Genomic DNA, 21,843 nt, shown 5'->3' with positions numbered 1-21,843 from the left:
GCCTCTCTGGTCTGTTCAGGTTTCTCCATCACTCCAACCCACTGGCTATTTACTTGTCTATATATAAGTGGATGCTTGTCTCTTCATCCTGCACTTATCTTATCTCTTCATTGTTAACGGTATTAATTGCAATTGTTAAACATGAGTTAAGTTAAAGGCTTCCTTCCACATGGAGGTGCTCGACGAGGAAACAGCTGTTGCCCCATACTTGAGACATTCCTTGGCATGTCTGCGCTCGGTAAGCAGTCCTCCTGAGATAATGGGCAGCTCTGTCATCGTCCTCACTTTACCCAGCACTTCAGGAATACGGGCCGGCATGATCTCAATGACGTCAGGCTGTGCCTGATCCAGCGATTGGGCAATGTTATCAAGCCCTTCCGAATCAATGAGGAAAAAGCGCTGAATCGTCAAAAGTCCAAGCTTCTGTGCCTTTTTGACCACCTGAATCTTCGTCGTAATGATCCCATCCGGTTTAATTGCATTCGCGAGGTAATCCAGCCCCGGCTGATCATAGGATAAGCCCCCGATCTTCTCAACATGCACGAATACCGGAATTTCGTGCTTGCGAAACAGATCTACATAGCCCTTGATGACCCCGATGCTTCCTGTCAGCAGGAATACACAGCTTAAACGGTCTTTATGCTCAAGTGCCGTCTCCAGCTGTCTGACATCACGAATGGAAGCTACATTTCTATAAGTTTCAAGCCGCTCAAGCAGTGTACTGACCGAAGCCCTTGTCCTGGTGCTTGTCAGGCTCTTCTTTACATAAGGCTGCTTAACGGCACTCGTCTGCTCTTTAGACATGACCTTGACCAGGTGCTGCTGTATCTGCAGATACGAATGAAGCCTGTTGACTCGTCAGCATCACACGGCAGCCTCTCTCAAGCTCTGTTCCTCTTGCATGGACGGACGGGGAGAAATGCTTCATGTGAAGATGAATTTCCGGGAGCTGCTTAGGAAGCTCAGCATCTTCAATGTCGACTGCCGTGATGTCGATATAATCGTCTCCAAGCTCCACCATCCGGAATGCATGCTCGTCCAGGCAGGCGGACAGCTGAACAAATGTCCAATTATTCTGCTTGGTAATGGAATCCACATGTGTATGTCCGTTAAAATAGACAGCCGTTCCCTGCTTCTTGCTTAAGATCCGCCACATATCGATGGATGGGTCGATTGAACCCTTATCCCGATCTGACCCCGTTGTCGTCAAATGAACCGGATGGTGAGCAAATACGAGCATCGGCTTCGTGCCTGAGCTGACAATGACATTCTCAAACCAGCTCAGCTGCTCCTCATCCATCCAGCCTCCCCAGTTGGTCAGATCCATCTCTCTAGTCGTATCCAGAAACACAAGAATCGCTTTGTCCATCGTAAGTGCCTGGTAGCGGGCTTGTCCGGTCAAAGTGAGCAGATCCCTCTTGGTCTGGGAATAGGTATCATGATTACCGAGCACATGGAAGAAGCTTCCGTCATATTGTTCGATAATGTCATACACTTCATTGATTTCTCTCTCTGTACCGAAATTCGTAAGATCACCCAGCGATATATGCATATCGGCTTCAGCGCTCATGAAATGGTGCAGCATTTTTTTATAAAACGCATCTCTTGCCGTAACCCACGCCTCAGTACTCTCGTCCGCTTCGTGGTAATGCAAATCTCCCAGGATCGCCAGCTTCATATTCTAACACTCTCCTTATGCGTTTGCTTAGGTCAAGTATAGGAAGAGAATGTTATCTGGAAATCACATCCAATAGCTGTTTATGTAAAAATTTTGGTTCAGGTGACGAAAAAAAAAAAAGCGAATCTTCCTCTTTAATGGAGATTCGCCGTTTAGCTTAATAACCTATGCTTGCATTACACTCGTTTCAATCTTGATCGTTGTTCTTAGTCCCAGGACATTCATGACGGACTGAATCTTCTCTGTTGTAGCCCCGCTGTACTCATTGCGTTCATCCCTTGATACCTGTGCCTCGGACACACCTAATCTCCTGGCAAGCTCAGCCTGCGATATATTCATAAAGATCCGGTATGCAATCAGATTCTTTCCGAGATCCGTTATGCTCTCCAGCGGACCAAATGATCCCTTCTTGATCATTTCATAGTCATAAATCTCTTCGGCCAGCTCCTCTTTAAAAGACAACAGTGGACGAAGGGCCAGGTCTGTCTGTTCTTTACTCATACCGTTGCTCTGATAACGCAGCTTCTCATTCGCAATATAAGCCTTATGATCCTTCATTTTTTCCAAAGCTCTTCGGTAAGCGGTTTCAGTCTTGATCATTTACACTCATTCCTTTACTCCTCATACTTGTAATGCTTTTGTCAGCAGATCATATAAATATGTATGGCTTGATATGCCCAGAATATACGTAAATCGAGCAATTTTTTATTAACATTTTTGTTAATAATTATATGGCAGAATAAACAGACGGTCAATAATGAAAGGAATGAAAAAAGCCTGCCCCCGCTTTAGGGACAAGCTCTCAGATTATGTATGGTGATTGCTGTTTACGATCTTCGTCTTACCGAATAAGGTATTTCTTTGAGCAGTACTCCTAGCAGGAGAAAACATAAATAACTAAACATTACGACCATATCCATACTTTTTACCATTATTTTCTCCTCCAATATGCTTTTATCCTAAATTTAACAGCTGGTTTTCCTTTTGTATACTATATATCGAATAATGACCGTTACTTTTTAACGCCTTACTGCACTAAATAAAAAAAAAAGGCAACGCCAGCTTCGCTGTGTTGCCCTATACCTTATGGATTAGATTTAACTTCCAATCTTCTCGCGATCCTTGCCTTTGTCGGATTCACCTGCATTCTTATTTGCCGCTTCACGATCCTGCTGCATTTCCTCAATGGTCTTCACTTTAAGCCTTGCAGCCCCTTGATAGTCCCGGGTTGGAATCAGGTTGCCTGCAGCAAGCCGTTCCTTGGCAGAAGCAATCGCTTCGGTATATTGCGGAAGCCACTTCTCGCCAGCGACCAGCATCTCATCAACCATTTGCCATATTTCCTTCGGATTGCAGACCGCTCCTACGAGGGGGTCCATCATAAAGGCTTGACGGAGCAGCTGATCATCTCCATGAATAGCCGCTTCGACTGCAAGACGCTGTACAGAGATGCTCACATTGCATACAGCTGCCGGTCCAAGCGGGAGATCCCCGACATGCGGCATCGAGATCCCGTTCCGATCGACATAGCCTGGTGCCTCGATAATAGCATCATCTGGAAGGTTAGAAATAACACTGTTATTCACTCGGTTGAAATGTCCCCGGTATACTCTGCCTGTCTCCAGACTCTCAATGATATAGGAGCCATGCTCCTGTCCACGTTTCTCCGGCACAAATTGGTTCGGCTCCTCCTTCATCCAGTTAGGAAAGTCCGTCTCGAACCAGTTTCTTCCCTCTGTACACACCCGAAGATATCCGCCGGTTTCCCCATTAATCCAGCTCCCCAGATCAATCCATTCCTGGATTTCATCCGGACGCTTGCGATACCACGGTACATATTCACTAAGATGGCCATTCGATTCCGTACTGTAATAACCGAAGCGGCGCAGCATATCGATTCTCACTTTTTCTGTACGGCTGAACTCTGGATGCTTCTCGAAAGCCTCTAGCAGTCCTGCAGTCAGATCCTTGCCTTCATGGCTTGCTTTGATATACCAGGTCTGGTGGTTGATTCCGGCGCAGACGATATCGACATCCTTCATCTCAAGCCCATACACCTGTGCGATTTGATGATGTCCATGCTGTACGCCATGGCATAAGCCTACTGTATTTACACCACCGTATTTGTTGCAGGCCCAGGTCAGCATCGCCATAGGATTAGAATAGTTCAACAGCAGTACATCCTCCGAGCACATCTCACGGATATCCTTGCAAATATTCATCATTTCAGCAATTCCGCGCTGTCCGTACATGATGCCGCCTGCACACAGCGTATCTCCAACGCATTGATCGACACCATATTTTAGTGGAATATCGACATCCGTCGCAAAAGCTTCCAGTCCACCGACACGAATTGTACATATGACATATTTCGCATCCTTCAGCGCTTCACGTCGATTCGTGGTCGCCTTAATCTCGATGGATAGTCCATTCTCCCGAATGTCACGTTGACATAACTCAGTTACCATATCCAGATTATGTTGACTAATATCTGTAAATGAAATTTCGATATCGCTAAATTCAGGTACGGTCAGCAGGTCACGCAATAATCCCCGAGTAAATCCAATACTTCCTGCTCCAATAAATGCTACCTTAAAAGACATCAGCTTCTCATCCACCTTTCCATATTAAGACCCTTGATATTCTCTTCGTCATTGTAGCAATATCTATTCAGGAAGCGTTACCAATATCGTGACTTCTTCATCTGCCGTATGTACAAAATCCTCACCTGTGAACACCAAAAAGAAGAGATCGCAAGACCTCTTCCTCTCTAGTCCCAGGATTTTCTCTCACCCAGTTCCCGATATTTAACAGGCGTTAAGCCTGTATGCTTCTTAAACAAAGTGTGAAAATATTGACGACTGCTGATCCCCACATAATCCGGAATATCCTGAACTGGAATTTCCGTCTGGGACAGCAGCATCTTCGCCTTATCCATCCGAACCCTGGTCAAATACTCTGTCAGTGTTTGGTCGGTATGTTTCTTGAATATTCGGTGCAGATAGCCTGGATGCAGGTTAACATATGCCGCCACATCCTTAACCTGAAGCGGCTGATCAATATGCTGACGCATATATTGGATACTCCTTGTAACGTATCCGTCCGCAAGCGGTTCACTGCCTTCTGCTGTACTCCTCAGCCTGGCGATCCGCACGAGCAGCTGGCTGAACAGAAGCTCAATCATGAAGCTGGTATCTGCGGAAGGCTGCCGATCCAGCTCCAGCACCAGACTCTTCAGCACATAATAGACTCCTTCCGGATCAGATAACACAAGATGCCTGAACGGACGCGCCAGAAACACAGCGACCTCCTGCTCCTCCCTTGCTATATGTCCAAGAGAGAAGGGGCCCGAATACGGCTGGAAGCCGAATTCTACATTCAGCATTCGGCAGGGACCCGCCTGCTCCACGATTAACCGATGAGGAACCCCCTCATCGAGAATAATAAACTCACCTTTACGCAGCACAATACGCTCGGTACTGCCGTCATCCCCCATAACATCAATGGCACCTGTTCCTTGGATCATATACATGATCTCCGTCCAGCGATGCTCATGATATTCCATCTTATAATTCTGCCACTGTTTATAATAATAGGCATAAAAGCCAGGGCCAGCCTCGGAAGGAGAGAGCTCATGATGAAAAAAACTGCCTCTCATCACCGTTCCTCCTTACGCCTCTCGCTGTGCGATATACTTTTGAATAACAGCTGAAACGGCAGTCATGCTGAGCGGCTTGCTCACATAGTCATCCATGCCAAGCTCCAAATATTTATTGCGATCCCCATGAATGGCATGTGCCGTGACGGCGACAATGTAAGGACCTTCAGTGCCAGGCATCTCTTGGCGAATCATCCTTGTTGCCATCAGACCATCCACGACAGGCATCTGGACATCCATAAACACCATATCGTAATCCTGTTCTTTACAAGCCTGTACTGCCTGTTCCCCGTTTGGCACTACCGTTACCCGATACCCCAGCCTGTCCATCATCTTAATGAACACCAGCTGATTCACCTCATTATCCTCAGCCACTAGAATCTTCAGTGGTTCAACAGAAGCTCCATGATCCTGTTCTGTCTGATCACTCCTTGGACCTGCGGAAGGAGGCTGAAGTCTAAAGTTAGCCGTAAAGATGAATCTGGATCCCGGACCATCCGGTCTCGGCTCATACCAAATCTCTCCTTCCATCAGCTCAACCAGCCTCTTGCATATCGCAAGTCCAAGACCCGTACCTTCAATCTTTCGAGTCATATAATTATCGACCTGATAGAAGGGCTCAAATAACCGGAGCATCTTATCTGCAGACACACCAATTCCTGTATCCTCAACCTCAACTTTGAGCCTCACATGCCTGGATGTCTGTTCGACTTGTTCAACACTTACCGATACACTGCCGCTTGGCGTAAATTTAACTGCATTGCTCAATAAATTCATCAATATTTGTCTTACCTTGGTCCCATCACCAAATAGATACTCAGGTACATTCGGCGCGATCGATGTCGTAACTTCGATCCCTTTCTCAATGGCTCTTGGCTGATTAATATAGTAAGCCTCGGACAAAGTTGTTCTCATGCTAAACAATTCATGGACCAGATCAATCTTACCGGATTCAATCTTGGAAAAATCCAAAATATCGTTAATAATGTTCAGCAAGGTACTGCCGCTCTGCTTAATAATTTCAACATACTGGCGTTGTTCCGATTCAAGCTCGGTTTCCAGCAGCAAATCCGTCATTCCAATGACACCGTTCATCGGGGTACGAATCTCATGACTCATCATTGCCAGAAACTCGCTTTTTGCCTTATTCGTTTTCTCAGCCGTTTCTTTCTCGATCAGAAGCCGCCTCTGCTCGGTAATATCCTTCAGAATTAGATAGAAGCCAACACGGTTATTGTGAATAATAATTGGAGCAAGAGAAGCAAGGACCTCGACAAGATGACCGTCCTTGTGCTTAATATGATCGATCCCCTCTTCAATGAGCGCATGATCAAGCTCGTCTGATTTCAGATTTGCCAGCACTTGCTCGTCAATCAGCCTGGCAATTCTCGTCCCGATTAACTCGGCAATGGTGTAACCCGTCAGTGTCTCTGTCATTTGGTTGCCATTGATGATGTTGCCGTCCAGGCCAAATGAGATAATGGCATCATGATTGTATTTTTTTAGTGAAGTGTATCTTTCCACACTTTCATTCAGCTTTAATTCTGCTACTTTATTTGCAGTGATATCTATAAGATGGGCAATGAAATAGATAGGCTCCTCTGATATTTCATCCAGCACCAAAGACACGTGGACACTGGCCCATACCGTGTTTCCGTTTCTATGCACATATTCCTTGTCAAATTTAATTGAAGAAGTAGCACGTTCCAGTAACGCTGATGGATGGACCGCTTCGGAGAAAATGTAATCCATCGCCGGAAGGGTCATGAGCTCCTCCAGCTTATAACCTAAGATGTGACAGGCGGACGCATTCGCATGAATCCAATTGCCCTGGGTCGATACTAGAGCAATGCCTACCGGTGCTTGATTATAAATATGTTTCGATATCGCTTGCTGATCAAATTGCAGGAAATCACTCATTTAACGCCCCTCCTCGTTCAAATATTATACATGAGGTGTCAACATAGGAGGAGATCGTTTTTAGAAAATAGACAAAATTTATAGATTCTATTTCTGAAATGTAAAAAAGCGGCTTCGCTGTACAAGCGAAACCACCCTTATGCGTCACACGAAGTCACACTGCACTCCCTCGCTGCCCATCTTCACTAACCTCAAGTCTTACTTATTCTATAGTCCCTGCCTTGCTTAACAATCTGTACAGCACTTCGGCTGCCTCTGCACGGCTTGTGTGTGCACTTGGATTAAGACGACCCGCTTGATCGCCTTTGATCATCCCGCTGTGAACCAGGTTTGCGAAGCTCTCCTTCGCCCACTCCTGCACGTCTGCGAAGTCTTTATACTTGCTTAGTATAGAGATCGCTCCTTCCTCTGAGGCATCCACAAGACGGGCTGCTCGATTAACCATTACGACCATCTCTGCCCGTGTAACAGGAGCACTTGGGTCAAACGAGCTGCTGGTTCTGCCGAAGATCAGATTATTCTCGACAGCAGCCTGCACATCGTCTGCATACCAGGCATTTGAAGCGACATCTGTGAAGCTGCTTGCTTCACTCGAGACTGGAGTCAGATCCAGTGCGCTGACGAGCATGGAAGCGAATTGAGCCCGGGTCACGGACTTATTGGGAGCAAACTGCTCACTGGTTATCCCATGAATGATTCCGCTTGCGGCTAGTTCAGTAATGCCGTGAGCCGCCCAGTGACCATCCAGGTCTGTGAATGAAGGAGCTTCACCTGGTGTATTGTCTTCCGGAAGCTCGCCAGGATTCGTTTCAACCTCTGTATTCATTTCCAGAATGGTAACTGTACCACCAACCTCATTGGCTACCAGAAGCAGCGGGCTGCCTGTCGGACTGTCGGCAGCAGGGATGAACTCCAGCCCTTCCGGTCCCGTATCTGTTGCCAGGATGTCCTCCTGAGCGTATTTGCGGGTATTCACATAGCTTGTAAACACAGGCTTCTCCGGGTTCGTCACATCGTACACCATGACTCCTCCGGTTCTCTCGAGACCCGTAAAGGCATAGAGCTTGTCTCCTACCTCACCTACGGTTACATATTCCGGCTCAGGGCCCTTCTTCGGACTGCGGTCATCCATCTCTTCATCATCATTGCTTACATTGAAGAATTCCGGGTTCACTTCTCCTGTAATGCGCTCAAAATCGCTTCCGCTGTCATATACCTGCTCCATTGTATCTGCATTCCAGATGGAGAAGGACCGGCCTCCGTATAAGTACAATTCTTCGTATACGTCATTTTTCAGGCCCATTTCGGAAATGACACGAACATCATCGTAGTCTTCCGTTTGACCCAGCCACTCGGATAAGGATGAAGACAGCTTGTCGTCTTCTTTTATATCCGATATCTTGAGCTCATTCTCAAGACCTTCCCATCCTGTAGCATCTCCTTCATTCGCTGTGAAGAGATACGTTTGGCCATTTATGGTATACGAAGCAATGCCATCCGGCATATACAGGCTTTTGAGCGGAGCATTCTCAAGCTTCACCTGACCATCTGAGATCAGATCGGCCTCGTTTCCAGGCTTGCTCAGATCCTTGGCTCCAAGTCCTTGCACAGACACTACCTTTGCCTCTGCCAGATCAATTGCAGCAATGGCATTGTTCTCCTGCAGAGCTACATATGCCGTCTTATTATCGTCAGACAGAGCAATATATTCCGGCTCAAAATCCGTTTCTGCCTTCGCCTTCGTACCAATTGAAGCGATGATTCCATCCTCATTCACATCACCGCGAATATGTACGTCATCTCCGATCACGGACGGATCGTTGAACAAGACCTGCTTTACTTCATTTGTACGTGTATCAATGATGGTAACACTGCCCTTCGGATCTGCCCCGATGCCATCACGAGGCTCTCCCTCATCCGCAGTCAAAATATAACGTCCATCCGGGCTGATCTTGATCATATCCGGCTGTACACCTACCGTATATTCCCTGAGCAGCTTGCCATCGTAATCCAACACCAGCACTTTGCCTGCTTTCATGGAGGCTTTCTCTTGTACTGCTACAGCAACATATGTACCTGCTGTGTTCACATCCACACTTGTCAAGTCGCCGACTTCAAAATCACCTGCTGCCGCAAGCGCCTCAATATTAATGCTGTTCACTTTGCGGGTCTTGCCGTCTTCCTCAAGCTTTACAATATCCAGACTTGGCGGCTGCGTAGCTCCGTTGACCAAGTAGAAGCTGCCATTGTCCTTGTTGTATCGGACGATCTCAGCAATACCGCCATCGGCATTGGTTACGCCTACTTCATAGCTCCCGATCTTGCTGATCTGAAGCGCATTCAAGCCATGAGCTGCGTTTGCCACAGCAGGTGCTGCCGAATTGCTGGCTGCATCTACATCTGCCGGTCCTGCCGGCACCATCCCCAGCGTCAGCCCTGCGGCCAGTAACATCGTTATGTATCTCCGTGCCTTAATTCTCATATTCTCTCTCCTCAATGAATCAATGATTTAAGCTGCATTTTGCCATTGTATAAACGAACTGTTAAGGGAGCAGCAGCATTGTGTATGACAGGTGTAAAACGGACGGCGAGAGAAATAAAAAGTTTGAGTAAATAAAATGAAAAGCATACCTATCCTAAAAAGAAGGAGGCCCCATTAGATGGGACCTCCTGTTTCATTAGAACGCCGGAATCATTGTATCCGGGTGCTTCTCTTCAATATATTTTCTTGCCTCATCGCTGGTAAGCACTTCGGCCAGCTTCTGAATGGCTTCTGAATCCTTGTTATCCTCGCGCGCAACGAGTGAAATCGCATATTTCTCATCCATTTCCTCTGTTACAATCGCATCCTTCGGTGTCAGGCCAAGAGGAGACGCATAGGCAGGATACATCGTTACGAGATCCACATCCTCATATGCACGAGCAAGCATCAGCAGATCCACTTCCTGGAACTTATAGTTCTTCGGGTTCTCCACAATATCGGATTGAAGTCCGTCAGTGCCGACGCCTTCTTTAAGCTTGATCATCCCATTCTGGTCAAACATGGCAAGCGAGCGTCCGATGTTTGCCGGATCATTCGGAATGGCAATTGTTGCACCATCCGGAAGCGCATCAATACTGTCATAATTCTTGGAGTAACCGCCGTAAATAATATGGTAAATCGGAGTGACTACCGTAAGATTCGCATCGGCATTATCGTTGTACTGCTGCATGAATACTTGATGCTGAAAGAAATTCGCATCCACTTCTTTATTCTTGAGTGCATCATTAGGCTGAATGTTATCTGACACGTTCACAACCTCGAGCTCGATTCCTTCTTCCTTCAAGGTTGGCTTCAAGGCTTCCATCATATCAACCATGGCCGGAAGACTGCTTGCCACTCGCAGAGTCTGGGATTCACCCGCCCCTGATGCGCCTTCGTTATTGTCAGCTGTATCGCCGCTATTCGAGCCGCAGCCCGCCGCGACCAGCATTATTGTCACTATTAATAGGAGCCCTGTCCACTTCATAACTCGTTTGCTGCTTAATGTTCTCATCAATTACAAATTCCCTTCCAAGTTTGATTAGTTAGCGTTTGTCCAAGCTTCTCGATAACAGATTACCCAAATACTGAACCAACTGTACAAGCACAATCATGATCAAAATCGTAAACACCATCAGCTCAGTCTCATATCTTTGATATCCATAGCGAATGGCGAAATCTCCAATTCCACCGCCTCCCACGACGCCGACCACGGTCGAGTACGAGATGAAGCTGATGGTTGAAGTGGTAAGACCCCGAACCAAGCCGGAACGTGCCTCAACAAATAAGAATTTGAATATAAACTGCGGGAGTGTCGCTCCCATAGACGAGGAAGCCTCGACAACCCCTCTTGGCACTTCAAGCAGTGATTGTTCTGCCAGACGCGAATAAGTGGCAATCGCCACTACGGCAAGCGGTACGGAAGCAGCGACGGTTCCAAGCGCGGTCCCCACAATCATCCGGGTAAAAGGAATCATGAAGACGACCAGCAGCAGGAATGGAAAGGACCGGACAATATTAACGATAGAGTCGAGGATGCCAAATAGTGTCCGATTCTCATATTTCTGTCCTTTGCGCGTCAAATACAGAAGTGTTCCCAGCGGAAGACCGAGCAATATGGCTGCTGCCAGTGAGATCCCGACCATCAGAAAAGTCTGTCCAATCGACTTCCACATCTCAGAAGAATAGGTCTCTACATAATTGGGGTAGAAATGAACGACATAATCATAGAGTCCTGTAAAAAAATCACTCAACGCTCGTCACCTGCTTCCTGTTCCTCGTACCAGGCCAGCATATCTGGAGGCAGCGCACCCTCAGCCAGCTTTACGGTCCGAAGGATCTGGCCCGAGTCCATGAAGGAAACGGATTGGCACAGCCGCTCCACAACAGATACCTCATGCGTGACAATCACGATGGTAATACCCATTTCCCTGTTGACATGCTCCAGCAGCTCCAGCACACCGCCTGTTGTCTTCGGATCAAGTGCAGATGTCGGTTCATCACAGAGCAGTACCTGGGGCTTATTCGCAAGCGCTCTGGCAATGGCTACCCGCTGCTTCTGCCCTCCGCTGAGCTGAGCCGGATATTGCGCGGCCTTGTCTGAGAGTCCAACAAACTGTAAGTATTCCTGAACGCGCTGATTCCGTTCCTCTCGTGAAACCCCAGCAAGCTCAAGCGGAACAGCGACATTCCCATGCACGGTTCGATTAGACAGCAGATTGAAATGCTGAAAGATCATTCCGATCCTTCTTCTCGCTTCCCGCAGTTCGCCTTCCTTCATCCGGGTCAGCTCCCGATCCCCCATATAGACTTGTCCCTGATCCGGCCTTTCCAATACATTCATCATACGAAGAAGAGTAGACTTTCCCGCGCCGCTTGCTCCGATAATGCCGTGAATGGACCCTTGCTCAATATGAAGAGACACATCATCAACGACGGTCAAGCCACTGCCATGATGCCCTGCCCCGAATGTCTTGCTGACATGGCTTAGCGAAATCACGTAAAATTCAGTCCTCCTTAATCATAAAAGAGCCCGCACCGGTTCGATATACATGACCCGGGCGAGCGTGTGTAACACTTTTTCAAAAAATACAACCTTATAAATCATAGCATATATGAGTTTGAAATTCATACATTTTCAACATTTCAGGTCAAAATGTTGAAAGTCTTAAGCCTTAGTATTGGGTATTCCCTGACTGTGACGTGTTTCCAGAAGCAAAGCCCTTGAATAAGGTAGGTACATCATGATATCGGGTATTCGTAATCTTGCCAGTGGATGTGCTGCTGTCTGTTCGCAGAATGGAATCCTTAACGTTCGAAATATCCGAGCTGTCCACATTCATCACTACTTTATAGGAGCTTCCACCGTTCTGACGAACGAGCTTGCCAATATCGTCGGCTCTGAAGTTCTTGATATTGAATGTACCTGCTGCATTGGCTTGGAATACTTTATCATAGGCTTTGTAGGCTGCTCCGCCTGTAATGTTCACCGTTCCGGAGGATTTCAAGGTTAATGCGTCCTCACCCACATCCTGCCATGTTACATTCGTAATATTACAGTTTCCATAACAGTGTACGCCATCCGCTGCAGGTGCGCCGAGAATAACGTTCTTTAATGTAGCTCCGGCTTCCAGTCGGAATACCGGCTTCTGTCCTTCACCTTGTCCACCATCCCCGAGCGTATTCGGGTTAGCTACGAAGGTCTGCCCCTGACCGTCATATGTTTTTCCCGCAGGTACAATAATGGTTTCATTTACGGTTGTAGCCGCATTCATACTTCCTGGCAGTATACCAAATGCAGCCGCGACCAGAGTCGTAGACAACAAAGCTCCCGTTAAACGCTTCTTCAACACTGTCTTCATCATTCATCCCGTCCTTATCCTTAGAATTTAAATACTGGTCCTCACGATACAGCGCGAATGTGCACCTTCACTTGCATCGTGTGTCCCAGCATATCAAAGGACTTATAAGTACCGGAATAATCATTAGACAAGTTAGCTCATTTAATGAGTATCTAAGAGTCATGTGTCTTCTATATAACTGTTTTATCAGATAGTTCACAAGCGAGGTTATATACTGCATATCACCGTAACACCAATAATCATTAGAAGTGTTTTTTACTTAAACCATCCTTTTTCCTTAAAGTGCTTGATGGCCTCAATCCGGTTGCTGACTCCGAGCTTGTCCAGAATGACCGACACATAATTGCGCACCGTTCCTGTCGTAATGTACAGCTCATCCGAAATTTCCTTCGTATTCTTTCCATCTGCAATCAGCTCAAGCACGGCCTTCTCCCGATCGGTCAGCGGGTTCTTCTCGCCATATCCTTCGTCAACCAGCTCAGCCGCATAAATTCTTCTTCCTGACATGACACTTCGAATCGTCTGAGCCAGCTCCTCAATGGGACTGTCCTTGAGCAAGTATCCGCTGACACCTGCCTTTAGAGCGCGCTCAAAATAACCTGTACGGGCAAATGTTGTCAGTATAATGACTTTGCAGTCCCTGCCCTTGATTTCCTCTGCGGCGTCCAGCCCACTCTTGACCGGCATCTCAATATCCATGATGCAAATGTCCGGCTCATACTGATGGACGAGCTTGATTGCGTCCTCTCCATTATTTGCCCTGCCGATCACTTCCATATCCTCTTCAAGATCCAAGAGGGATGCGAGAGCTCCTAACAGCATACGCTGATCTTCTGCAATTACGATTCGTATCAAGATAACTCACCCCTATTTCACTCTGCCGCGAGTACTGCATGTGGCACAGCAATACGCAGCTCGGTTCCTTCATGTGTCGCAATATGGAGACTTCCGTTCACAAATTCAAGACGTTCCCTCATCCCCCGCAGCCCATTGCCACGAGACTTCTTAGCCGCGTCTCCAATCCCTCGCCCATTATCCTTCACGATGACTGCCAGCTCGGTTCGCTCAGGTTGAATCGTTATAACACACCTGGTTGCCTCGCTATGCTTCACCACATTGGTTACGGCTTCCTTCAACGACATCCCGAGCACATTCTCGTTCATTAAAGAGAGGTCACTTAGATGCTCTTCCCCTTCAATATGAAGCTCAATGTCAGCCGCCTTCAAAATCTGACGGATTCGAAACAGCTCGTCCTCCAGCCGCGCCCCTCTCATCTGGGTGACCATCTCGCGCACTTCCTTCAGTGCGGTGCGTGCCGTTTGCCGTACATCATCCATCTCACTCTGTGCACGCTTCGGGTCACGGACAACTAGCTTGCCCGCCAGTTCGCTCTTCAGGCCAATGAGCGACAGTTTTTGCCCCAGCGTATCATGCAGATCACGAGATATCCTCTGCCGCTCTTCGAGCTTGACGAGCTCAGAGATTCGTTTGTTGGCATTTTCCAGCTGGCCTTCGAGCCGATCTTGTTTATTTTTGTTATAGGTGCTGACAGGCAGCAGAATAACAGCTATCATACTAATCAACACGAAGGGGAGCTGCTTAATGACCACTTCATTCGCAGAAGCGAGTGAGTAATTAATCGTAATAAAGGTGCTTACGAGGTGTACGGTATAGAGGGTAATAAACCCGGCCTTATTTTGAATCGTCCCGATAAAGAACGCCAGAAACAGCGAAAAATAAACAAAGCCAAAGATGATCGCCATCGTCACCGAAATCGCAATTTGCACACCATACCAGATATATACTGGCCATCCCCTCATCACAAGGCCAAGCAGATTTGAAGCAAAGAAGATGATGATCAGCAGAACACCAAATACTACATATCCCTTAGAAGAAGATCCGATAATAAAATAAAACGGCAATATAAAACAGACCAGCCATACATACGGGTTCAGACCCGTATTCTTGCGGAACATATCCTGCCAGCGATGCATGCTGTTCATTTAAGCTCACCTGCTCATTTCCGAGAGTTCATCATCCGCTGCAATCCCAATAATAAAAAGACTACAGATATGATTATCTATAGTCATCTTACCATAAGCGTTGAAGTCTTATGCTTTCTATTTAAATAGCTGCTGCCTTTTTCTCTGCGAGCTCGCGCTGAGCACGCTCCTTAAGACGCTGCCCTTTCTTGTACTGCCTGAACGTAACAAATCTCTTCATATCCTCGTTCCACAATCTGAATCTCATGGCCTTGAAGCTCTCCAGGACGGTAATCGTCGTTGCTTGCTGCAAAGGCGGAGTGGCATTGTGCGCCTCTTCCAAATGGTAGTTTGGCACCCTCGGGCTCAGATGGTGGACATGATGGAATCCGATATTACCCGTAATCCACTGCAGCGGCTTCGGAAGCTTGTAATAGGAGCTGCCTTCTACAGCAGCTTGAATATAAGACCATTCATCCTCATTCTCGAAATAGGAATCCTCAAAGGTATGCTGAACATAGAACAGCCAAATGCCAAGCATGCTTGCAAAATAGAATATCGGCACTTGTACAAGCAGGAATGCCTTCCAGCCGATGGCCAGAATAAGCAGCGCGTATACAATTACAATCAGCAGATTCGTCAAATACGTATTTAAGCGTTCCTTGCGCTTAGCGCCGCGCCGATTAAATCGATATTGCAGCAAGAACACCGCGATCGGGCCGATCCCGAACAGAATGATTGGATTACGATAGACACGATAATAGAACTTGGTATACCACGGTGATTCATTATATTCGGTGACAGTCATCATCCAAATATCGCCGATTCCCCGTTTATCCAGATTACCGCTGGAGGCATGGTGCACCGAATGACTGTATTTCCATTGCATATAAGGGGTAAGTGAGATCACACCGGTCAGCGTACCCACAATGTTGTTTGCTTTTTTATTTTTGAAGAAAGAACCATGACAGCAGTCATGAAATATGATGAATGTCCGAATGACAAAACCGGCAGCAATCAAACTTATAGGCAAGCTGAGCCAGTAGGATACCGACAAACTTGCATATGCCAAATACCAAAGCACAAATAAAGGAATAAGCGTATTTACCATTTGGATGATGCTTGATTTGAGCTCCGTTTTTTCGTAAGGAGCCACTTCCTTTTTCAATTGGGATTTAAATGATGCAGACATGACATCGTCTCCTTCACAGCAGGACAGGTACAGGAATTGATGCTTAACGATCCTCTGGACTCGTGTCCTTATTCTCCTTCCATTGTAAAAGAAGAATGTCAGCCCTTGAAGTCATAAATGTCAACTCATGAGTATGACAAATGTCATGTATTCTCCTATTTCGCATGTTGATCCACTTACAGCTGTCCTCCATACCACTCCAAATAACCAAGCTGATCAGCGAGAATAAAACATATAGAGATTGCAGCGAGCAATACGCATAGAAAAGTCCAATCCTGCCACCTAACCTGAAGCTTCAAATAAAAATCACGATGGCGTTTCCCCGTGAATCCTCTGGATACCATGGCAACGGCTACTCGCTCGGATTTGCGGATACTGCTGGCCAGCAGCGGAATCGAGTACCTCTTGAACGCGTGAAGAATAAAGCGAATACCCTTCTCCCGCTGAATCCCTCGCATACGGTGAGCCTGCTGCATGGTCGCCAGCTCTTCCCGGAACAGCGGCAAGAAGCGATATCCCGCCATAATCCCGTAAGCCAGCTTCGGAGACAGCCTGCACTGCTGCATCAGGCTAAACATCAGCTTCACCGGATCTGTCGTAAGAATGAACAGGAGTGAAAGCGCAGAGAAGGTGAGCGTACGAAGCCCGAGAGACAGAGCGGTAAGCACCGTTTCTCGTCCCGCCTCAAATCCGCCGATCCTGATCCATACTTCATCATTCATAACGATGCTCTCTCTGGGAAAGACAATCGCTGTCCATACATAGCCGAGGGCCATGATCAAGAATGGTGCAAACAGCAGCACCCATCTGCGCCAGGATACCTGACCAAAGCATGCCGTAAGCAGTATCGTTACCATTAAGGCGCTTAGCTGCGTGACGGGATCAAAGGCGAAGGACAACAGAACGACGCCAAGGGTGACGGCTAGAGCCTTGATACTTGGATTCATATGATGGAGATTCCAGCCGCCGCGCTGAGCAGGATCGGAAGCACTCCCGGCTGATTTCACTGCACTTCCAGCTTCGAGTGTGCTTGCGTTTGCTTCGTTTGTCCTTGTAAGTGGTTCGTCTGAACTTGTAAGTGCTTCGTTCACACTTGAATGATGGACAGGGGCTTCAGCTGTATTCGGGAACTTCTCCGTTCGGATGCTAGTGTCCGTGTCTAACGCTCTTGCCAGCTGTACCTCAAGCGGCAGCACCAGCTTCGCCTCGGCAAGTCGCTCCTCAGGCCAGTGCCACAGTGCTGAAGGTCTGTCATTCAGCTCTATCTTTCCATCCATCACTACAATCACACGGGTAGCGTAAGCGCGGACCCATTCCATATCATGTGTAATCATAATGACCGTAAGCCCTTGCCGGACTCTGGCCTTCAATGCTTCAAGCAGCCTTAGAGATGCATAGGCATCCTGTCCATAAGTGGGCTCATCACATATAAGCACCAGCTGTTCTTCCACAAGCATCGCTGCTACGCTGAGCCTTCGTTTCTGGCCTTGACTCAGTGCATAGGGACTGTAATTTGCAAGGTGGGACAGCCGGAACTCGGCTAGAAGCTCTGCTGTCCTCAGCTGAACCTCTTCTTCGGACTTGCCCTGCAGGCGCAGTCCAAATGCAAGTTCCTCGCTCACTTTATCCGTAACGAACTGATGCTCGGGATGCTGAAAGACGAGGCCGACGCGCTTGCGAATGACAGACTCCGGCAGCAGGCTCATATCCTCTCCGCCAGCAAGCACCCGTCCCTCCTTAGGTGTGAGCAATCCGGACAGAAGCCCGGCCAGCGTAGATTTCCCTGCTCCGTTCGGTCCGGTTATGGCGATGAATTCACCTGCTCTTACACGCAGAGAGACATCCTGAATGACAGGCCGATCGTGTCGATAGAATGTCATTCCATGTGCCTCCAGCACAGGAGCACGTCTCTCCTCCTCTCCTCTAGAATACAGAGATTGCTCAGCCCTCTCCCGCAAGTAGTGACTAACCTGCCCTTGCTCAAGTGCAGAACGTGATATCCAGTAATTGATGAGCTCCTCAGCGGTGAGTGGAAGAAATTCAGTCGATCCCGGTACACATTCACTTAGCTGCCGCTGCAGGGTCACTGGACCAGGCACCCATATTCCCATTCGCTCCAGTTCAGCGTGATACATGGAAAAAAACATGCCCGGTTCATCCATTCGGCATATCTGCCCTTCGTGGTCCATTAGCGCAATACGATCGATGTCTGCCATCCAGGCATCCAGCTGATGCTCGATTAGGAGCACCGTTATTCCATGCTTCTTGCGAAGTGATGAGATGAGCTGAGCCAGATTACGAGTAGCCACCGGGTCAAGATTGGCCGTCGGCTCATCCAGCACAAGGATGCCGGGGCGAAGCGCGAGTGCACAGGCAATCGCCAGACGCTGCTTCATGCCGCCGGAGAGAGTGTGAATCTGAGCCGTTCTGTACGGCAGCAGGTCAACCATCTCAAGCGCTTCATCCATTCGGCTGCGGATCCTCTCTTGTGGACATTCCACATTTTCCAAGCAGAAGGCAACCTCTTCTTCCACTGTCAGCATACAGAACTGGCTGTCGACATCTTGAAAGACAATCCCTACAGCTTGCGCATGCAATGCTGCACTCTGCTCTACCATCGGCCTGCCCCATATCCTGACGTTTCCCGTGACCAGACTCTCGATCTCTTGCGGATAAATTCCGTTCAGACACAGCGCGAGCGAGCTCTTACCGCTCCCGCTAGGTCCCAGGAGCAGCAGCATCTCACCTGGAATCAAGTCGAATGTGATCCTATTTAATACAAGCGGAGCTTCTTCCTCATACTGAAGAGTCAAATCTCTCACTTCAATGGCAGCAGAAGATTTAAATGTCTCATCAGCCGGCTGATCTTTATGTGTTTGGAGTACCATTATGCTTTGTGTGACCGGGCTGCTGCTCTGGCAACCGGGAAGCTCCGCAGCACACCCGTACGAACCAGCGCATCTGCAATCCATTTTCCGAGCAGACCGGCCAGAATTGCTCCGCTGATGATCCGAACCACCAGCATTGCGATTACAAATTCGGGTGATAATGCAGCAAAGCCGGATCGGGAGTAGCCCCAGGCAAAGCTGAACACGGCCGCCCCTATTCCTGATAGCATCAAGACGGACAGCGAATACTTACGATAACGAACCGCTGCAAAGACCATTTCTGCTCCAAGACCTTGAATCATCGCCGATACGATAAGAATGGGACCCGTCGTGTTTCCAATCAGTACTTCAATAATGCCTGCAATGGTTTCGGACAGAAAGGCCGCCCCTGGCTTGCGAATAATGTACGCAGCAATAATCGAGACAATGAACCAGATTCCGAAGATCACCTCATAACCCATCGGTCCCATGACACCGGTGAGCAGGTTTCCAATCTGTAAGAACACGAGATAAATGACGGCAAAAACAACGGACAATGAGCTTAATACGATAATGTCACGCAGCTTCCAGGCTCCCATACGTTATTCCGCCTCCCCTTGCTTCTTATTAGAAGGACTGTTGCAGGACAGCGTTACGGTCATTACGACATGGGACACCGATTCCTGCGTCACTTCAAAGGACTGCTCCAGTGTCTTAAAAATGGTATGTACATCCCCTTCTAAGCGTGTAGCGTAATGAATACCTCCGCCGTAGCTGCCATCCTTCTTCGCAATATCAACGACGTTCGCAATCTTCTTCATGTATTCCGGCTCTCCGAGAGCATATAAGGCATATTCCGCTGCTCCTTCGATACGGATGGAGGAGATCATATCTTCATTCATCCGAACGGCATCTTCTGACATGTACACATCACCCGCCGAATCACCCGGACAGCCAATAGAGAAGGTGCCGCTGAACACTACGTGCTCGCCTGTCTTGGCTGCATGCAGATAAATCGCCTTCATAACATCAAAAACATGCTCAAGCCTGCCGCGTACGCAGGTACTTACATCACCGGTCTCTGTCCATACCTTGGAGGTATCCGCCTCTTGGATTGCACCCAGAATAATATCAACAAATCGATCACTCATCGGATACAGTGAAAAACGACAGCCCACAATCCGACTTGTTCCACATACTTCTGTACTCATTTCTCCATCTCCTCAAGTTTGAATTGTTGAAACAACACAAAAAAGAGCTGCACCCCTAAGTGAGTGCAGCTCAATAAAATGTGATGCCCAGAATATGGTTTCGTCTGAACTGAAGCTTATGTCCAGATCAGATGCCGGTTCCGGGCCTATATCATTTCATATCCCCGCACTTCCCCACGCTAGTATGATCTAGATCGGGTGTAAAGGGTTAACCGCCATCGTTCATATCATCGACGTATTGGTCTCTCAGCCAGTTAAGGCACCCCTAGTGCTGTATTTCGATTATGCTGTTCCAATCGTAACCCATTATACTGCTTTCTCCTGTTTTGTAAAGACTCGATTGTCTACACAAATTGTTAAACATGAATTATGATATTTACAACAAAGGAGGGCTCCACATGCTGGGTATTATTAACTTCGAAGTATTTCTGATCTCGTCCATCCTGCTCAATATTACGCCAGGGCCTGATACGATGTATGTTCTTGGCAGAAGTGTGGCTCAGGGGAAGCGGGCGGGCATTGTTTCGGCGCTTGGCATTACCGCGGGGGGCGTTGTGCATACACTGCTTGCTGCGTTCGGTTTATCCGTGATCTTGATGAGCTCTGCTGTTCTGTTCAATGTCATCAAGGTTATAGGTGCAATTTATCTAGCGTATCTCGGCATTCGAATGCTGATCGACAAGGCATCGCCTAAGGCTAAGTCTCATGGTGGACCTGCAGATATGCCTTCCGAGTTATCGAATTCCAAAATATTTACGCAAGGCCTCTTCACGAATGTAACCAATCCTAAAGTCGCCATGTTTTTTCTCGCATTTATGCCGCAATTTATTGCCCCGGGCAGCGATGCTTCGCCACTGCCTTTTGTAGTGCTTGGTCTTACATATTGCTTGACCGGAGGAATCTGGAGCATCCTGATCGCCGCCTTCTCGTCCACAGCAACGGGTAAACTGAGAAATAACGTCAAGATGAAGACGATCCTTAACAAAGCTACAGGGTTCATATTTATTGCAATGAGTATTACGCTGCTCAGAACCAAAGCTGTAGAGTAGCAGATAACAGCCTATCTTCTACCCTTCGGGTTGCAATAAGCCGTATCATACAGTAAACTGTCAGGATACAATGTAGCTTGAAAGGAAGGCTGATACCATGGAGATCCCTTCATTAAATAGAATCAATGAGCTGAGTCGTAAACAGAAGAAGGAAGGCCTTACACCGGAGGAAATCACCGAACAGAAGGCACTTCGTGAGGAATATTTGAAGGCCATCCGCGGACAGGTATTGTCCACCATATCCGGACTGACCATTGTAGATCCGAATGGAGACGACGTTACACCAGAGAAGCTCAAGCTCGAGCAGCAACAGGATAAATCCAAGCTGAACTAAAGTAAAAAAGGATAGAATCGAGTACCCGTTCAACAGCGGGTATGTGCCGATTCTATCCTTTTCTTTTAT

19 protein-coding genes and 1 riboswitch are annotated in these 21,843 nt (G+C 47.7%); of the genes, 2 read left to right on the top strand and 17 right to left on the bottom strand.

Annotated features, from left to right (window positions below; all coding sequences use genetic code 11):
- Positions 1-135: 135 nt before the first annotated feature.
- The 17 genes from ACFSVM_RS01675 to ACFSVM_RS01595 form a co-directional block, all read right to left on the bottom strand.
- The gene (locus ACFSVM_RS01675; RefSeq protein WP_083655777.1) at positions 136-804 is read right to left on the bottom strand and encodes a glycerol-3-phosphate responsive antiterminator; all 669 of its coding nucleotides are present in this window, start codon (positions 802-804) and stop codon (positions 136-138) included.
- Positions 797-1,678 carry a metallophosphoesterase family protein gene (locus ACFSVM_RS01670; protein WP_076312201.1) on the bottom strand — a complete coding sequence of 294 codons (882 nt, stop codon included), beginning with the start codon at positions 1,676-1,678 and terminating at the stop codon, positions 797-799. Before ACFSVM_RS01670 ends, ACFSVM_RS01675 begins: the two co-directional genes overlap by 8 nt.
- 165 nt (positions 1,679-1,843) lie before the next feature.
- Positions 1,844-2,278, bottom strand: a complete 435-nt coding sequence (locus tag ACFSVM_RS01665) for a helix-turn-helix domain-containing protein (RefSeq protein ID WP_076312202.1) — start codon at positions 2,276-2,278, stop codon at positions 1,844-1,846.
- A 497-nt stretch (positions 2,279-2,775) separates the two neighbouring features.
- On the bottom strand, positions 2,776-4,281 hold the full coding sequence (melA, locus tag ACFSVM_RS01660; RefSeq protein ID WP_379260047.1) for an alpha-glucosidase/alpha-galactosidase: 1,506 nt from the start codon (positions 4,279-4,281) through the stop codon (positions 2,776-2,778).
- Between the two features lie 167 nt (positions 4,282-4,448).
- Positions 4,449-5,336 (bottom strand): helix-turn-helix domain-containing protein, encoded by an 888-nt coding sequence (locus ACFSVM_RS01655; RefSeq protein WP_379260046.1) that lies wholly within the window; start codon positions 5,334-5,336, stop codon positions 4,449-4,451.
- Between the two features lie 12 nt (positions 5,337-5,348).
- Positions 5,349-7,256 carry a PAS domain S-box protein gene (locus ACFSVM_RS01650; protein ID WP_379260044.1) on the bottom strand — a complete coding sequence of 636 codons (1,908 nt, stop codon included), beginning with the start codon at positions 7,254-7,256 and terminating at the stop codon, positions 5,349-5,351.
- 202 nt (positions 7,257-7,458) lie between these two features.
- Positions 7,459-9,738 (bottom strand): choice-of-anchor I family protein, encoded by a 2,280-nt coding sequence (locus ACFSVM_RS01645; protein WP_379260042.1) that lies wholly within the window; start codon positions 9,736-9,738, stop codon positions 7,459-7,461.
- A 196-nt stretch (positions 9,739-9,934) separates the two neighbouring features.
- Complete coding sequence (locus ACFSVM_RS01640) at positions 9,935-10,792, bottom strand: MetQ/NlpA family ABC transporter substrate-binding protein (protein WP_256209846.1); 858 nt, start codon at positions 10,790-10,792, stop codon at positions 9,935-9,937.
- Positions 10,793-10,823: 31 nt separating this feature from the next.
- Entirely contained in the window at positions 10,824-11,453 is a 630-nt protein-coding gene (locus ACFSVM_RS01635) for a methionine ABC transporter permease (protein ID WP_076312627.1), read from the bottom strand.
- 74 nt (positions 11,454-11,527) lie between these two features.
- Positions 11,528-12,277, bottom strand: a complete 750-nt coding sequence (locus ACFSVM_RS01630) for a methionine ABC transporter ATP-binding protein (RefSeq protein ID WP_379260040.1) — start codon at positions 12,275-12,277, stop codon at positions 11,528-11,530.
- A 175-nt stretch (positions 12,278-12,452) separates the two neighbouring features.
- Complete coding sequence (locus ACFSVM_RS01625; RefSeq protein WP_379260038.1) at positions 12,453-13,142, bottom strand: pectate lyase; 690 nt, start codon at positions 13,140-13,142, stop codon at positions 12,453-12,455.
- A 252-nt stretch (positions 13,143-13,394) separates the two neighbouring features.
- The gene (locus ACFSVM_RS01620) at positions 13,395-13,994 is read right to left on the bottom strand and encodes a response regulator transcription factor (protein ID WP_076312208.1); all 600 of its coding nucleotides are present in this window, start codon (positions 13,992-13,994) and stop codon (positions 13,395-13,397) included.
- Between the two features lie 17 nt (positions 13,995-14,011).
- Positions 14,012-15,133: a sensor histidine kinase gene (locus ACFSVM_RS01615; protein ID WP_076312629.1), complete on the bottom strand. Its 1,122-nt coding sequence runs from the start codon at positions 15,131-15,133 to the stop codon at positions 14,012-14,014.
- Positions 15,134-15,263: 130 nt separating this feature from the next.
- The gene (locus ACFSVM_RS01610) at positions 15,264-16,313 is read right to left on the bottom strand and encodes a fatty acid desaturase (RefSeq protein WP_076312209.1); all 1,050 of its coding nucleotides are present in this window, start codon (positions 16,311-16,313) and stop codon (positions 15,264-15,266) included.
- A gap of 176 nt (positions 16,314-16,489) precedes the next feature.
- Positions 16,490-19,201, bottom strand: coding sequence for an energy-coupling factor transporter ATPase (locus ACFSVM_RS01605; RefSeq protein ID WP_379260035.1), 2,712 nt, complete (start codon positions 19,199-19,201; stop codon positions 16,490-16,492).
- Entirely contained in the window at positions 19,201-19,779 is a 579-nt protein-coding gene (locus ACFSVM_RS01600; protein WP_379260033.1) for an ECF transporter S component, read from the bottom strand. The genes ACFSVM_RS01605 and ACFSVM_RS01600 overlap by 1 nt, the downstream gene beginning before the upstream one ends.
- A gap of 3 nt (positions 19,780-19,782) precedes the next feature.
- Entirely contained in the window at positions 19,783-20,391 is a 609-nt protein-coding gene (locus ACFSVM_RS01595; protein ID WP_090726328.1) for a YkoF family thiamine/hydroxymethylpyrimidine-binding protein, read from the bottom strand.
- A gap of 154 nt (positions 20,392-20,545) precedes the next feature.
- Positions 20,546-20,668, bottom strand: a riboswitch (TPP riboswitch).
- Positions 20,669-20,789: 121 nt separating this feature from the next.
- Here ACFSVM_RS01595 and ACFSVM_RS01590 point away from each other — a divergent pair.
- Complete coding sequence (locus ACFSVM_RS01590; protein ID WP_090726330.1) at positions 20,790-21,440, top strand: LysE family translocator; 651 nt, start codon at positions 20,790-20,792, stop codon at positions 21,438-21,440.
- 97 nt (positions 21,441-21,537) lie between these two features.
- Positions 21,538-21,774, top strand: coding sequence for a DUF896 domain-containing protein (locus ACFSVM_RS01585; RefSeq protein ID WP_076312214.1), 237 nt, complete (start codon positions 21,538-21,540; stop codon positions 21,772-21,774).
- Positions 21,775-21,843: the final 69 nt, after the last annotated feature.

Origin of the sequence: Paenibacillus shunpengii (assembly GCF_042684905.1) — a bacterium.
GTDB classification, from domain to species: domain Bacteria; phylum Bacillota; class Bacilli; order Paenibacillales; family Paenibacillaceae; genus Paenibacillus; species Paenibacillus shunpengii.
The sequence above is the reverse complement of the archived record's forward strand: the minus strand, read 5'-3'. Positions and strand labels throughout refer to the sequence as shown.

Excerpts from the sequence above, each read along its gene's own strand:
- ACFSVM_RS01650 (WP_379260044.1), bottom strand. The coding sequence starts at position 7,256 with ATGAGTGATTTCCTGCAATTTGATCAGCAAGCGATATCGAAACATATT.
- ACFSVM_RS01605 (WP_379260035.1), bottom strand. The coding sequence starts at position 19,201 with ATGGTACTCCAAACACATAAAGATCAGCCGGCTGATGAGACATTTAAA.
- ACFSVM_RS01640 (WP_256209846.1), bottom strand. The coding sequence starts at position 10,792 with ATGAGAACATTAAGCAGCAAACGAGTTATGAAGTGGACAGGGCTCCTA.
- ACFSVM_RS01610 (WP_076312209.1), bottom strand. The coding sequence starts at position 16,313 with ATGTCTGCATCATTTAAATCCCAATTGAAAAAGGAAGTGGCTCCTTAC.
- ACFSVM_RS01595 (WP_090726328.1), bottom strand. The coding sequence starts at position 20,391 with ATGAGTACAGAAGTATGTGGAACAAGTCGGATTGTGGGCTGTCGTTTT.
- ACFSVM_RS01675 (WP_083655777.1), bottom strand. The coding sequence starts at position 804 with ATGTCTAAAGAGCAGACGAGTGCCGTTAAGCAGCCTTATGTAAAGAAG.
- ACFSVM_RS01645 (WP_379260042.1), bottom strand. The coding sequence starts at position 9,738 with ATGAGAATTAAGGCACGGAGATACATAACGATGTTACTGGCCGCAGGG.
- ACFSVM_RS01600 (WP_379260033.1), bottom strand. The coding sequence starts at position 19,779 with ATGGGAGCCTGGAAGCTGCGTGACATTATCGTATTAAGCTCATTGTCC.
- ACFSVM_RS01615 (WP_076312629.1), bottom strand. The coding sequence starts at position 15,133 with ATGCATCGCTGGCAGGATATGTTCCGCAAGAATACGGGTCTGAACCCG.
- ACFSVM_RS01625 (WP_379260038.1), bottom strand. The coding sequence starts at position 13,142 with ATGATGAAGACAGTGTTGAAGAAGCGTTTAACGGGAGCTTTGTTGTCT.
- ACFSVM_RS01670 (WP_076312201.1), bottom strand. The coding sequence starts at position 1,678 with ATGAAGCTGGCGATCCTGGGAGATTTGCATTACCACGAAGCGGACGAG.
- ACFSVM_RS01585 (WP_076312214.1), top strand. The coding sequence starts at position 21,538 with ATGGAGATCCCTTCATTAAATAGAATCAATGAGCTGAGTCGTAAACAG.
- ACFSVM_RS01635 (WP_076312627.1), bottom strand. The coding sequence starts at position 11,453 with ATGTGGAAGTCGATTGGACAGACTTTTCTGATGGTCGGGATCTCACTG.
- ACFSVM_RS01665 (WP_076312202.1), bottom strand. The coding sequence starts at position 2,278 with ATGATCAAGACTGAAACCGCTTACCGAAGAGCTTTGGAAAAAATGAAG.
- ACFSVM_RS01590 (WP_090726330.1), top strand. The coding sequence starts at position 20,790 with ATGCTGGGTATTATTAACTTCGAAGTATTTCTGATCTCGTCCATCCTG.
- ACFSVM_RS01655 (WP_379260046.1), bottom strand. The coding sequence starts at position 5,336 with ATGAGAGGCAGTTTTTTTCATCATGAGCTCTCTCCTTCCGAGGCTGGC.
- melA (WP_379260047.1), bottom strand. The coding sequence starts at position 4,281 with ATGTCTTTTAAGGTAGCATTTATTGGAGCAGGAAGTATTGGATTTACT.